At 56.2% G+C, this 11,911-nt stretch carries 17 protein-coding genes and 3 pseudogenes; 12 read left to right on the forward strand and 8 right to left on the reverse strand.

All coding sequences use genetic code 11. The features are described from left to right. Positions 1-458: 458 nt before the first annotated feature. The 3 genes from AGR2A_RS30070 (at position 459) to AGR2A_RS14875 (ending at position 1,760) form a co-directional block, all read left to right on the forward strand. Entirely contained in the window at positions 459-716 is a 258-nt protein-coding gene (locus AGR2A_RS30070) for an AAA family ATPase (protein WP_234797455.1), read from the forward strand. A gap of 189 nt (positions 717-905) precedes the next feature. Continuing rightward, the gene (locus AGR2A_RS14870; RefSeq protein ID WP_022563984.1) at positions 906-1,256 is read left to right on the forward strand and encodes an MbcA/ParS/Xre antitoxin family protein; all 351 of its coding nucleotides are present in this window, start codon (positions 906-908) and stop codon (positions 1,254-1,256) included. Positions 1,257-1,262: 6 nt separating this feature from the next. Further along, positions 1,263-1,760: an RES family NAD+ phosphorylase gene (locus AGR2A_RS14875; RefSeq protein WP_072495390.1), complete on the forward strand. Its 498-nt coding sequence runs from the start codon at positions 1,263-1,265 to the stop codon at positions 1,758-1,760. A gap of 771 nt (positions 1,761-2,531) precedes the next feature. On the opposite strand, the gene AGR2A_RS29090 is transcribed toward AGR2A_RS14875, so the two are convergent. Continuing rightward, positions 2,532-2,786: a transposase gene (locus tag AGR2A_RS29090; RefSeq protein WP_107327451.1), complete on the reverse strand. Its 255-nt coding sequence runs from the start codon at positions 2,784-2,786 to the stop codon at positions 2,532-2,534. A 267-nt stretch (positions 2,787-3,053) separates the two neighbouring features. On the opposite strand from AGR2A_RS29090, the gene AGR2A_RS14890 reads away from it, so the two are divergent. The 3 genes from AGR2A_RS14890 to AGR2A_RS14900 all read left to right on the forward strand — a co-directional run bounded on the left by AGR2A_RS14890 (position 3,054) and on the right by AGR2A_RS14900 (position 4,610). Further along, positions 3,054-3,509 carry a pyridoxamine 5'-phosphate oxidase family protein gene (locus tag AGR2A_RS14890; protein WP_072495394.1) on the forward strand — a complete coding sequence of 152 codons (456 nt, stop codon included), beginning with the start codon at positions 3,054-3,056 and terminating at the stop codon, positions 3,507-3,509. Positions 3,510-3,766: 257 nt separating this feature from the next. Beyond that, a complete protein-coding gene (locus tag AGR2A_RS14895; RefSeq protein ID WP_072495395.1) occupies positions 3,767-4,018 on the forward strand; it encodes a hypothetical protein in 252 nt (83 codons plus the stop codon). A gap of 349 nt (positions 4,019-4,367) precedes the next feature. Continuing rightward, on the forward strand, positions 4,368-4,610 hold the full coding sequence (locus AGR2A_RS14900) for a hypothetical protein (RefSeq protein WP_072495396.1): 243 nt from the start codon (positions 4,368-4,370) through the stop codon (positions 4,608-4,610). A gap of 1,587 nt (positions 4,611-6,197) precedes the next feature. Here AGR2A_RS14900 and AGR2A_RS30075 read toward each other — a convergent pair. The 4 genes and pseudogenes from AGR2A_RS30075 to AGR2A_RS14910 all read right to left on the reverse strand — a co-directional run. Continuing rightward, a pseudogene (locus AGR2A_RS30075) lies at positions 6,198-6,515 on the reverse strand (HipA domain-containing protein); the annotation flags it as partial. Positions 6,516-6,547: 32 nt separating this feature from the next. Beyond that, positions 6,548-6,853, reverse strand: a complete 306-nt coding sequence (locus AGR2A_RS30080) for a HipA domain-containing protein (RefSeq protein ID WP_139786383.1) — start codon at positions 6,851-6,853, stop codon at positions 6,548-6,550. A gap of 201 nt (positions 6,854-7,054) precedes the next feature. Next, positions 7,055-7,258 (reverse strand): HipA N-terminal domain-containing protein, encoded by a 204-nt coding sequence (locus AGR2A_RS30085; protein ID WP_022563974.1) that lies wholly within the window; start codon positions 7,256-7,258, stop codon positions 7,055-7,057. Further along, positions 7,255-7,528 (reverse strand): annotated as a pseudogene (locus AGR2A_RS14910) (helix-turn-helix domain-containing protein). Before AGR2A_RS14910 ends, AGR2A_RS30085 begins: the two are co-directional and overlap by 4 nt. 286 nt (positions 7,529-7,814) lie before the next feature. Between AGR2A_RS14910 and AGR2A_RS29120 the strand changes: the two are divergent. Further along, entirely contained in the window at positions 7,815-8,135 is a 321-nt protein-coding gene (locus AGR2A_RS29120) for a hypothetical protein (protein ID WP_072495397.1), read from the forward strand. A gap of 90 nt (positions 8,136-8,225) precedes the next feature. On the opposite strand, the gene AGR2A_RS14920 is transcribed toward AGR2A_RS29120, so the two are convergent. Beyond that, positions 8,226-8,630 carry a type II toxin-antitoxin system VapC family toxin gene (locus AGR2A_RS14920; protein WP_072495398.1) on the reverse strand — a complete coding sequence of 135 codons (405 nt, stop codon included), beginning with the start codon at positions 8,628-8,630 and terminating at the stop codon, positions 8,226-8,228. Next, the gene (locus AGR2A_RS14925; protein WP_006700634.1) at positions 8,627-8,860 is read right to left on the reverse strand and encodes an AbrB/MazE/SpoVT family DNA-binding domain-containing protein; all 234 of its coding nucleotides are present in this window, start codon (positions 8,858-8,860) and stop codon (positions 8,627-8,629) included. Before AGR2A_RS14925 ends, AGR2A_RS14920 begins: the two co-directional genes overlap by 4 nt. 183 nt (positions 8,861-9,043) lie before the next feature. On the opposite strand from AGR2A_RS14925, the gene AGR2A_RS30090 reads away from it, so the two are divergent. The 4 genes from AGR2A_RS30090 (at position 9,044) to AGR2A_RS14940 (ending at position 10,892) form a co-directional block, all read left to right on the forward strand. Continuing rightward, positions 9,044-9,172: a hypothetical protein gene (locus tag AGR2A_RS30090; protein ID WP_267900252.1), complete on the forward strand. Its 129-nt coding sequence runs from the start codon at positions 9,044-9,046 to the stop codon at positions 9,170-9,172. A 114-nt stretch (positions 9,173-9,286) separates the two neighbouring features. After that, a complete protein-coding gene (locus tag AGR2A_RS14930; protein WP_072495399.1) occupies positions 9,287-9,859 on the forward strand; it encodes an AAA family ATPase in 573 nt (190 codons plus the stop codon). After that, complete coding sequence (locus AGR2A_RS14935; RefSeq protein WP_435653673.1) at positions 9,849-10,442, forward strand: histidine phosphatase family protein; 594 nt, start codon at positions 9,849-9,851, stop codon at positions 10,440-10,442. Before AGR2A_RS14930 ends, AGR2A_RS14935 begins: the two co-directional genes overlap by 11 nt. A gap of 66 nt (positions 10,443-10,508) precedes the next feature. After that, a complete protein-coding gene (locus tag AGR2A_RS14940) occupies positions 10,509-10,892 on the forward strand; it encodes an ester cyclase (RefSeq protein WP_072495409.1) in 384 nt (127 codons plus the stop codon). Between the two features lie 170 nt (positions 10,893-11,062). On the opposite strand, the pseudogene AGR2A_RS30095 reads toward AGR2A_RS14940, so the two are convergent. Then, a pseudogene (locus AGR2A_RS30095) lies at positions 11,063-11,504 on the reverse strand (plasmid maintenance toxin (PemK-like)). A 147-nt stretch (positions 11,505-11,651) separates the two neighbouring features. Here AGR2A_RS30095 and AGR2A_RS14950 point away from each other — a divergent pair. Next, entirely contained in the window at positions 11,652-11,909 is a 258-nt protein-coding gene (locus AGR2A_RS14950) for a hypothetical protein (protein ID WP_072495401.1), read from the forward strand. The last annotated feature ends 2 nt before the right edge of the window (positions 11,910-11,911 follow it).

Genomic DNA, 11,911 nt, shown 5'->3' on the forward strand with positions numbered 1-11,911 from the left:
TTGCCGCGGTACTTGTGGAATGTTCGAAAACTGTCTTGCCAGATGATACGATTGTCGTGTGGAACGTGCGGGAACCCGTTCCCGGTAGCACGCACCTCTTCAAGTATCGACTGTTTTTGGCAAGGATGGTCGGCGCATCCGGCGAGGGTTTCCGTAGGAGGCGAGCTTTTCGCCCATGCCGTAGGATGGTTCCGAGGCGATCGCTTAGTCGCGTCTTACGAAATGTCCGCAAGTGCCCAACGCGTCGCGGCGAAGCCGTCGAGCAGCCAGGTTCCTAACGCGATCCAGTTTTATCTTTGCAATTACGGAATAAAACTCCATGAATGCAAGGACGATTGAGCGAAGAATTGAAACCGAACTCCGACATTTCGTGGACTTAAGTCCTGCGATTACATTGTTGGGCCCCCGCCAAGTCGGCAACAATACTTGCACTCAATATTGGAGAAACCCGGTCCTCGATCTATCTTGATCTAGAATCAGAAGCGGACCGCGCCAAACTATCGGAACCGGCGCTCTATCTTGCAAGTCATGGTGACAAACTCGTCATCCTCGACGAAGTTCATCGTCTGCCTAACGTGTTCCAGACTCTGCGGGGCTTGATCGATCGCAATCGCCGCCGGACGGCGCACCGGCCAGTTCCTGCTACTCGGCTCGGCTTCCATCGATCTCCTCAAACAATCTGGAGAAACACTGGCTGGCCGCATAGCATATCTTGAAATGCAGCCGGCTGCGGAACACGGTTTGCGTCCCGGTGCCCTACTTGGAGGCAACCGCTGCACGAACGTTCATGGCGACGGCATCCAGCATGAAGATATAGCGACTTGCAGCCATAAGGGACACCTTGAATGCCTGTAATTTTGACGCTATATTGCGTCAGTATCTTTGGCAAATTTGAGGAGGCGAACATGGCTCTCGCACAATATGCTGACAACGGGCTGTTCGCGCCGGGAAAAATCGCCGACGTTCTTCATACAACAAGCGACGATATCGCGCGCAGTGCCGGGTTGGGCAAAGATGCGGTACAGCGCAAAGAACGCATCAAGTCGGACAAAACCCAACGGCGACTGCGCGAAATGATCGAAGTCATCAACAAGGTTGAGGCCCGTTTCGGTTCTGCGCTCATGGCATATGCCTGGTATCGTTCAGAGCCTCTCTCAGGCTTTTCTGGCCACACAGCAATGCAGCTTGTTCGAGACGGGCGCGCTCACGAAGTACTCGAATACATCGACGCGATCGACGCTGGCGTACATGCCTGACCCTTGATGAAGTACCAGGGCAAGCTCTACCGAGCCCTTAATCCGGTTTACGCTCGTGAGCCGCTCTCCGGACGAGGTGCCGAGCTTTATGGCGGCAGATTCAATCCAAAAGGCATGCCTGCACTCTACACGTCAGTGACAGTCACCACGGCATTGAAGGAAGCAAATCAGGCAGGCAGCTTACAGCCCACAACTCTCGTCTCCTACGATGCGGCCATCACACCGCTGTTTGATACTCGCGATGGCGCCCTGCTTCATGATCATGGTATTGACGCTCAAACTCTCAGCACCCCGACTTGGCGAGACGACATGAATGTGTTCGGTGAAGCCCCCACACAACGACTTGCCCGGTCTCTGAAAAACGAGGGCTTTTGCGGTTTGATCGTCAGGAGCTTTGCTCCGGGGGCGACTGATATCGACCTCAACGTCGTCCTTTGGACGTGGGGAGACACCGTCCCACATCAGTTGATCCTGATTGATGATGAGCAGCGCTTGTCACGCTGAACCGCTGTGAAATCTCCGCGGGCGGCAAGAATGGTCTAAAACACCCATTATAATGGGTCAATTAATTGAAAATCCGCCGTAAATGACCCACTGAAATGGGCCAATATACGCAGGCTGACGCTCATGCTGCGCGACGGCGGACATCTAGTCCGGCTCGCCACTGCATCCAATGACAGGAGCGAAGATGACGGCGCGGAAACGAGTCTGGCGCCGCCTTACCCCGTTCTATCAAGACTTCAAATTCAATAACTCAGGAAACTCGTAATACCTTAGCCGCTTGTCACGGCAGCGGTAATCGTTCTTTGAGGAGTCCACGCTCACGTTGTGTTTTAAGGCTACGCCGATATAGGACCCGAAATGCGGAGCACTACGTTCGCAGTATCCGCTCACCTTCGGCATCGAGCTCATCATGCCGCGCCGGTAAGTGAGCGAGTTAGGCGAGAATTTCGCGGTCTTCACGTTCAGTTCTCGCTATCATTTCCCCACCGGCCCGCCGTCGTCGCACTTCAATCGTCCAGGGCACGCAGGTCAGAACCCCGCTGGATTGGGTCTCCGTCTGCGGCCAATGGCTCTTTCACACGGAGCATGCGGGTATTCCCGTCACCGACCTCGATGTGTCCCGGGCATCTTCGCCAAAAGAGAATGCTGCGGCGCGCAGCGTATGCGTTGACACCGCGAACCGCGTCAACCGTTGAACCGAGCGCACATGCCGGGATTACCGGGGTCTTAACCTCGAACTTGCGCAGCCAGCTGTTCAGGCGATCTCGAAATTCAGATCTGTCCAATAGTCGAATAAAGCCCTGACCTGCCTCTTAGGTTCGACTGTGCCGCTGCGCACGAGGGAAGAATATGTTCTTCCGCCGCAGGCCGATTTTTCAGTGATATACCGATGCGACGCGCCATTGCCGAGACACTCGCTCCAGGCTCCATCGCCTCAGCCACCGCTCGCTCCTTGAAATCATCGGACCAACGCCGCCGAAACTGCCGCGGCGCGCCCTCGAAACGTTTCGGAACGGCCTCGATCATATGAAAGTTTCTAGTTCCAGAGATAGGCGCAGATAGAAGCTCACAGCTGGCGGATAGTCATTACGCAATAGCTGTGCTAGCGCCACTGACGCCAGATGGGGTCAGCTCGCCGCTTACGGTCGAGATATGCAAGCCTTGGCTTCCCGAAGGCGAGCAGTGGCTCGCGAACAGCCCGTATTTCTCACGTATCACGGTCACGCGCTGCGATCGGCGGAACCTCAGACCTCAAAAATGGTTGAATTCGTGATGTAAGAAAAGGATTGACCAATGAAAATAAGCGAGCTCTCCAGAAAACTCAGCAAGATCGACTTCTGCATGTTCAACACACACGATCCCGCCGGGCAGATCAATAGTCGACCAATGAGCAACAACGGCGATGTGGAATATGATGGTGACTCATGGTTCTTCTCCTATGAAGACACGAAGAAAGTCCAGGATATAGTCAAAGACTCATCGGTTACACTGACGTTCACTGCTCCGCCCGGTATTCTTGGCAAACCTGGAATATTTGTTTCTGTCAACGGTCAGGCGAGCCTGATCAGAGAAAGGCCCGAGTTCGACGCCCATTGGACTAGTGGACTGGACAGGTGGTTTCCGCAGGGCGCCGACACACCACGTATAGTCCTGATTAAGGTGTCGGCTCGCACGATCGAGTTCTGGGATGGCGAGGAAAATGGAAAAATCGAACTGGCAAGCGATGCCGCCATGAGAGGTGCGATATGAGTGACGCAGCTTGTCGAGCTCGACCCGGGATCTCGGTAACTGAACGTCCTCAGTTGGGTTAGAGCCTGTCTACGACTAATATAGCCTGTCCGCCAACTTTCTGGGCATCCAGATCCGGGTCCGAGGAGCTTTCCCGAGCATGCGGGTCCACGCGCCGTGATGCATCGGCGTCACATCCTGGTGCCAACTTTGGGGCCAAAAGCTCACCTTCAGGGTCTTCCGTTGACGCCCGTCAGCCGACCCGGCAACCTCACACAATGACCGCGACGGACAGTTTCATTGCCGAACTAGTCCGCGACGCCAACAGGCTCGATCACCTCGACAGCTGGCAGAAGCGTCGTATGCTCGAACGGGCCGCCATGACAATTCGCGACATGCGGGAAACAATCGGTATGCCATCCGGCCCCGGCCGTGACAGTCTCGTCGACCTCCACACCGTTGCCCTCTCCATCGAACGCGGATGGCGCGGCGATGAAGAAATTCGGAACGCACTGCTGCAACCGCCGTGATCCAGCAAAACCGAAATCAGCCTCGTCAAACCTGCCGATTGAATATCCCCTTGCTCCCAGACTTGCCCTGCTTCGTCAGCGACGCGTCATCGCCATGATCCCCGTGTCAAGGCCGTCACCAGCATGGCTGCGCAGTCTGCCAGAACGCTGCCGTTTGCTGCACGCTCTCGCCAGCCTGAACCGTCGCGCAGACCGCGAACAAAACCGGCAGACCCTCCCGCACAACCCTGCGAAGTTCCCGTGCGGCGGCCGGAATGGTCGCATGCCCTTTGTCGGTGACCGCCCTTTGTCATTCCGTCGGGCGCTCTGCATCGGTGCCGGACATCCGCCGGCGTAACACGGTGGATGCATGAACGCTTTTCAGGTACGGGCGGCGACAGCGATTTTAGAAGCAGGGGTACGGAAGGTCGCTATGCTGGCTAAAGTCACACTGAATACCGTCAGCCGTGTAGAGCAAGACGAAGCGGGCGCTCAAGGCGCGCAACCCGTCACCATCGAAGCGATCAACCGCGACTACGAAGAGCGAGGGATCGTTTTCTTCGGCGAAGATCCCATACCGTATGGTGCACCCGGGGTAAGGCTCAGCAAATAGGGAAAGGTTGAAGTTCCGCCTCTTCCCAAGTCAGTCTGCCGGGACTGGTTTATCGAACTGACATAAGGTCACCACCCGCGCGCTATGACGAGCCTTTCACGGAGATCAAACGGCGGAACAAAATCCGACACCCCGTCGACCTTCGACTTTGTTACCATCCAGAAAACAATTACCAGATTGCCTTGCCCTGATGTTTGCCTTCTCCGAACACTACCCGCACCTGCAGTTCAACTTTGGAATGTAGTGACCCATCCAGGATTGCAGACGTGTGGCGGCATAACGTACCATTGATGCGCACGCATTTCGACCAGAATGGCGTTCGCCGTTTAATATGGCAGGATAGGCTATTGGTATACCGCCCGGACCGGGCGCCAACTTATGTACGAACCCGACATCAATGGGGGACCGTCCTGACTCCTCTCAGCATATGAAGATGAGCCATCATGCATACATCCGCAGCGTGTGGAACGGTCTCTCTTTCCGCCCCGATAACCGCTGCTCCCAAAGCATTGCTCGACATGTTACCGCGCAAAATAAAAGAGTGGGAGAACAGGCGATTAGGCGGACTGGAGAACAGGAGAACAGGAGAACAAGAGAACAAGAGAACAAGAGAACAAGAGAACAAGAGAACAAGAGAACAAGAGAACAAGAGAACAAGAGAACAAGTCAACGGGCGGACAGGTGATTAGGCAAGTAGCGTTTGGAACAAACTTTGAGAAAGCAAAGAACCCGAATTCCGGTCATCACGGCAGCCTCGACCGCTCCAGGCTCAAGGATCCCACGCTGGACTACCGGTACTTTTTCCGAACGGCGCGGGCTGAGGGAGCGAGCCGACGTGATCGGCCAGCGGTCGACGAAAAGACAAACCTCCCCGCGACAGGCGTTGGAGCAAATCGCAAACATGGAAGCGCGAGAGTCGTGATGTCGTTGAGGGTTACTCTCCCAACCTGAACCTCGTGCTTCGCTCGATTAGACTCGACCCGTCGGGACAGCCCATCAGTGAAGTCCGATTTGACCGGTTTCAGACTGGTTGGAGCAACTGACACTCTAGTGGCCGTAGAACAGGACTGCGTCGCCGGATGTCCGAGGCATTCGCCTACCCAATCTTGTCGAGTTAGGATTTATCACCAAAGCCTGCTTTCTGCACAACGGCCATGCCTGCTTCGACGCGTGGGCCCAACGCGCTCGACTACCGCGATGGCCGGACGAGAAGCAGCGTCGTCGCGCCTCCAAATCGGTCGTTCATGCGGTTCCGAAACCGTCTTGAAAGAAGTCGTCCGTACGCGCCAACGCGAAGGACCAAGAAGGGCGGGCTTTTTCATGCGTGACCAGAGAGGAACTTTTCGGTAGACGGACCATATCGCTATGCACTCAGAAAACGAGCGAATGGGCTCGGGTCGGGCTCCAGCTCATCGACCACCTAATCGATCCTGGATTCTTCGACACCGCTTTCGAACGCTATGCGTAAGCCGCTCGACCCCTCTCGTCGGATCGCTGGCCGAACCAGAAACCTCCTGTGCCACCGCATCGCATCCGACGCTGACCAGTTCTGCGAGCTCCTCCACCCGTCAACGTTTGATGCACCGCTCAGTCCAACGTCATCAGCAGTGCCTGCCAATCGGCACGTCGCAGGTCAGGCGCATGGAACCGGCCAGAAATCCCCTGAGGCAGACTTTGATCGACCTGCCGATAAGCGGCTGCGCACATAAGGTCATAGAGAGGAGCCATCTTCGCGGACCCACCGGCACCGATCAGGATCGAGTAATTTTTCGCATGCGAATCCGAATTGCAGATCAGGACATTCAAGATCACCGCGTCGAGAAGTTTCAACCGCTCGCCAGGTGAAACAATATCGCTGACGGCGTCAAACATCATCTTCATGGTCACGCCGCGGCCGGTCGAGGATCGCTCGTATTTCTGCGACGGGAAATGTCCCGTTAACTGGCAAAGATCCTCCTGATGCGCAACCTGCGGATCTCCCCTTGAAAGTCGGTAAAGCGATCATAGCGTTTCACGAGAAGATAACGTCGCTTGCCAGCTACTCCGATTGTCGCCTCGGCAGCCTCCAGACCGTAGGCACGCGCAAGCGACAGGCAAAAGGCTTCGTTCTCCACGCTCCCCGCAAGGCGTTTCGTATCCGGCTTGAGAATATGCGTTGATGGCGTCCCATCAACCGGAACTGAAATATGGCCGTGCCCGTCGACAAACACCGGCAGTTTCTCCTGGACGCCCGCAAGCGACATGGAAACACCGCGCTCTCCGACCAGAAAAGTTTGGCAGGAAGTTCACCGAGAATACGCTCCAGCGCCTGCTCATCCGGCACGGGCTGGAGGTTGACACCCGCTTTACGCGGTTCGCCGATCGACAGCGCTCCCGCCGTGTCACGTCCGATATGACCAAGCACCGACAATGTCCTGTGGAGAAACCTTGAGGCGTTGTCCGATCTAGGCAAGATGTGTTTCTGGAAGCAGATTGGCAAGCCAGGGCAGCAGCTTGGCAGTACCCACGGGCCCGGAGCGCAGCGGCATGGTGAGCGACACCGGAAAGGCCGTGCGGCGCGCTTCCCAGCCCGGATCATAGTCCAACGTCCATTCGCCATCAAAAGTCAGATGGGCGACAGGCAAGGTCTCGTAGTAGATGGTTGTCATCGATCAGCACCAAACATCGGCAAAAAGCCAAGGTCATCGTCCGGCGCGGCTGGCACAGCCTGGACCGTCTTGAGATCGCCGATCTCAATGCCGACGGTGCGCGCGACGATCAGGGCATTTTCGAGCTGGCAACTCGGCTTGCCCGATTCAAGCTCGACGATGAAGTCGTTCACCCGTTCCGGAACGGGCAGCAAGCCCGGTTTGCGTCCAGCCAAGAGATTTGCGTTTCTCCTTGATAGCATCGCCGAAATCGCGTGCGGACCTGAACATCGTGAACCTCTATCTCTTATCTTACCGTACAGCTATTGTTTTCTCCAACGTTGCCAGATAAATTACTACACCGGCACTTACAGTAACCTTAATTATATACATTAGAAATATCGCATAAATACATAATATTCCATCCATAATCTATTATGATTATAGCGGATAACCCTGTTCACCCCGCGTTCCGCCCTTTGGGACTGGCATCACAGTAAAGCCCCAAAGCCGCAGTCCAAGGCAGCGCTGCAGGACTTCTGTTGACGCCAGCCCGCCGTCCCGGCAACCTCATACCATGACCCAGACCAACTGTCTCATTGCCGAGCTCATCCGTGATGCCAACCTGCTCGACCATCTCGACGGCTATCAGAAGCGCCGTATGCTCGAACGCGCGCTCACAACAATTCGCGACATGCGCGAAACAATCGGTATTCCATCCGTCGCCGGCCGTGACAGTCTCGTTGACCTCCACACCGTTGCACTCTCGGTAGAACGTGGATGGCGCAGCGATGAGGAAGTGCGAAACGCTCTGCTGCAGGCAGCCGGCATGATCCGCGACCTGCATATCGTCCTCGACAGCAAAACCGAAATCAGCCTTGTCAAACCTGCCGGTTGAAAGCGTTGCAGCTCGCCTGACCGGCGGCACCAGAGCCGAAACCGCCCCTGAAACCGGTGAGTAATCACAAATGCTAAGGCTCGCGCATTCCTACGCTTCAGGCGAGATCAGAGCGACCGTTGGAAAATACGATCGATAACGAGCCACATCTCGCGTCAACAAGGGAAGGTTTTGTATTGCCGCGTGGGCGCCTATAAAAAAGTCAGGCAAAACACCGTTACGGGTACCGCCACCGCGGCGATATCTGGTAAAGGCCTTTCCCGCCAGAAATAACGCCGCGCGATGGAAAGGGCTGAACTTCAACCCCGCCTGATCAACAAAAGCATCAAGTTCTTCTATCCGCTCATATCGAACAGACAGTTCCGCGTAGACAACGTCATTGCTGAACAGCGGACCCGAAACGCTCGCCAGTTCGAGCTGCTCAATCGACCAGTCGGCCCAAACCGGGTCGTCCGTCACAAGATCAAGCAGGACATTTGTATCGACAAGCGTCACTCGTCACCACGGGTCAGCGCCATGATCGCGTCGGTACCCAGGCCTTCACCAGCATGTCCGCGCAGCTTGGCGAAACGCGTGAGTGGCTGTTTCTTGTCTGCCCTGACGAGAACTATCCTTCCATCGGGGGCCCGAACAAAATCGACCGAGCTTCCTGGCGAAATCCCTAAAAGCTCACGTACGGCTTTTGGAATGGTGACCTGCCCTTTGGCCGTTACCGTTGTTGCCATCTCAAACTCCCGTAATACCGGCGTAGAAGATGGTATTACTTCTGTGCCTCTGTTTCAACCAATCTCGCGATGGTCACCAACGCCCAGCCACCAAATCATACCCGACAACATTCAGCCTATCGCCGTTAGGATTACATTAACCATGCCGGACCACTCTTAGGTTAGCAACGATGGAGGTTGGCTATGGCTTACGACTGGGACCGCAATGAACGCGACGGCCGGTTCGACGAACTGGCGGCAGGACTGATATTCTTCACAATAATCACCCTGCTTCTGGCGTCAGCTTATCTCGTGACAAGCCTTGCCAGCTAGGGCGGTTCATTGCCTGCGTGCCGGCCAATATAGAATACGCCAGATTGGCAACATCGATAGCACAATGATCACATCATCATCCGCTTTATGCCTGCCAAAGGTCAGTAATGGAACATGACGGACGATCTTGGCGGCCATATCCTGCTTCTCTCCGGCCATCCCGGCTCTGGCAAGTCGACAATCGCCGGAACGCTGGCGCACTTGCCCGGCGTGCCAAAGGTGCATTTCCATAGCGATGATCTGTGGGGATATATCAAGCATGGCCGCATCGATCCCTGGCTGCCGCAATCCCATCAGCAGAACCGGATGATCATGCAGATCGCCGCCGGCGTTGCCGGTCGTTACGCCAAAGACGGCTACTTCGTCATCCTCGACGGCGTCGTGCGACCGGACTGGCTGCCTGCCTTCCTGGCGCTTGCGTGCCCGCTACATTACATCGTGCTGCGCACAACAGCGGCAGAGGCAATCGATCGCTGTCAGGCCCGCGGTGGCGACAGCCTCAGCGATCCTGACGTCGTCGCCGGCCTTCACGCCCAGTTTGCCGATCTCGGCGCCTTCGAGCACCATGTCCTGTCAATGTCAGGCATGGACAAGGGTCAAGCTTTGCAATCGGTCATCAATGCGCTGCGATCGGGCAGCTTCCATATTGGTTCGGGTGAAGCAATCGATAACGAACGTGCGGGATGAAACGAGCGTGGTTCTACCGACTATTTACCTCCTTCGTCACGGCGAGACTGTCTGGAACTCTCTTGGCCGGTTTCAGAGGCAACTGGGTTCACCGTTGACGCCACGTGGCATCGAGCAGGTGGCTCGCCTACTCCGCGACGCGCTATGCAACGATGACCAGTTGTTCCAGATTCAGATCAGTCCGCTCGGGGGCGTGCGCCAGACCGCAGAGCGGGTACAGGCAATGGTACCGCTGCCGTCTGTCGACGACGAACGGCTCGTGGCGGTCACGACCGGCTCCTGGGACGGCATGACACATTTTGAGATCGATAGCGAATTTCCCGGCCACCTTGACGGGTCCGACTCATTCGGCTGGTATTTCAGGGCGCCGGACGGCGAAAGTTTCGATAACGCCTGCAAGCGCGCGATGTCGTGGAGATTAGATGTCCGGCATCCGGCCATTGCCATTTCCCATGGTCTGTTTGGGCGGATCCTTCGCGGTGTTTTTCTCGGACTTTCGAAGGCAGAGATTCTCGAACTGCCCGTTCCGCAGGATGGGTTTTACCGGCTAGATGATGGCAGGTGCGAGCTCATCACAACTTGACCAGCGCCGTTATGATCCGCCAAGTCGAAAACTGCCGTACGCATCATGCCGGTAGAGGAAGACAACTTGCAAACACTCAACGACATCTATCTCGCTTACCTCGACTGCCTCAACCGCCAGGCCTTCGATGAACTCGGCACCTTCGTCGCCGACAATGTCGAACACAATGGCCGGCCGCTCGGGCTGTCGGGATATCGCGACATGCTGGTCACGGACTTTGCCGATATTCCCGATCTGCGTTTTGAGGCAGAGATCCTTGTCAGCGACGCGACCCGGATTGCCGCCCGGCTTACGTTCGATTGCACGCCCAGGGCAACCTTCATGGGCCTCCCTGTCGACGGCAGGAAGGTTGAGTTCTGCGAACACGTTTTCTACGAGTTCGAACAGGCAAAAATCCGCAGGGTCTGGTCGGTCATCGACAAGGCTGCGATCGAACGTCAGATTGCCTGAATGCCGCCATCGGCGATTTCCGCCCTGAGGGTCACCCTTGTGCGGTACGGTAAACCAACGCGATGCACTCAGGTCAAAGTTGGGCCAAATCACGATCGCAACGACCGAACGAACGGGAAATGGCGGGAACAAAATCCAGTGGCAACGACATGCCCACCGCCACGCACCGGCTACTCGCTTCGAGCCATCGCTCGGTGAAGTTGCGCTCGAGCCTGTTCGACAAACCGGCGCATGACTTCTTCGAACAGAGCTGGTGGCATCGCTCCATAATAGCCGCTTTCGTTTTCGATTGCCCTGACGTCCGGTCCCGGCCAGACAAAACGATTGCTCTCGGTCAGGACAATCCACGCTCGCTCGTCTTCAAGTCGCAGGCGCCGCTTGGTGGCCGCCGGGATTTCAACAGCATCTTGCGGATCAGATCGCGGCGAATGCGTGACAGGTAAAACCCGCACCGCCGGCGCCATCTTCCAGGGAAGCAACAACCGCTATGAAGGGGACGGGTGACAGAATTTTTACGTAGGCAAAGCGGACGATCTTCTGCAGACAAAAACGATCGTCATCCTTTCGCACAAGAGCGCGTTGCACATAAAAGCTCGCAGTCAGGCCCGCCATGTCAATCAAGTCAAGGGCCTAGCTCCGCTTGATGCGTTCCTCCGCTCACTCACATTCGAATCAACAACTCGTGATCCCCGATGTGAAGGAACGATGCGGCGCACACGTGGTTGACCATGGGACCGGGAACCGAGAAAGGACGACACGATGCCAATCGTTACTGGCCTCTTCCAACATGAGGAAGGCGCAAGACGCGCTATCGCATACCTGCAGGAAATCGGGGTGGATCGCCGCATTATAGAAGTCGAGACCTACGATGATACCGCCGAAAAAAACGCTGGCCATACACCGGAAGATGGTGAAAAGGGCGGCATCGAGCGGGGCAAAATCGTCCGCGCCGACGTTCCCCAGCAAGATCTGGTGAGGGCTTCCGAAGCGTTTCTCAATCTGGCGCGCAAAAAGTAATC

Source organism: Agrobacterium genomosp. 2 str. CFBP 5494 (assembly GCF_900013495.1).
GTDB classification, from domain to species: Bacteria; Pseudomonadota; Alphaproteobacteria; order Rhizobiales; family Rhizobiaceae; genus Agrobacterium; species Agrobacterium pusense.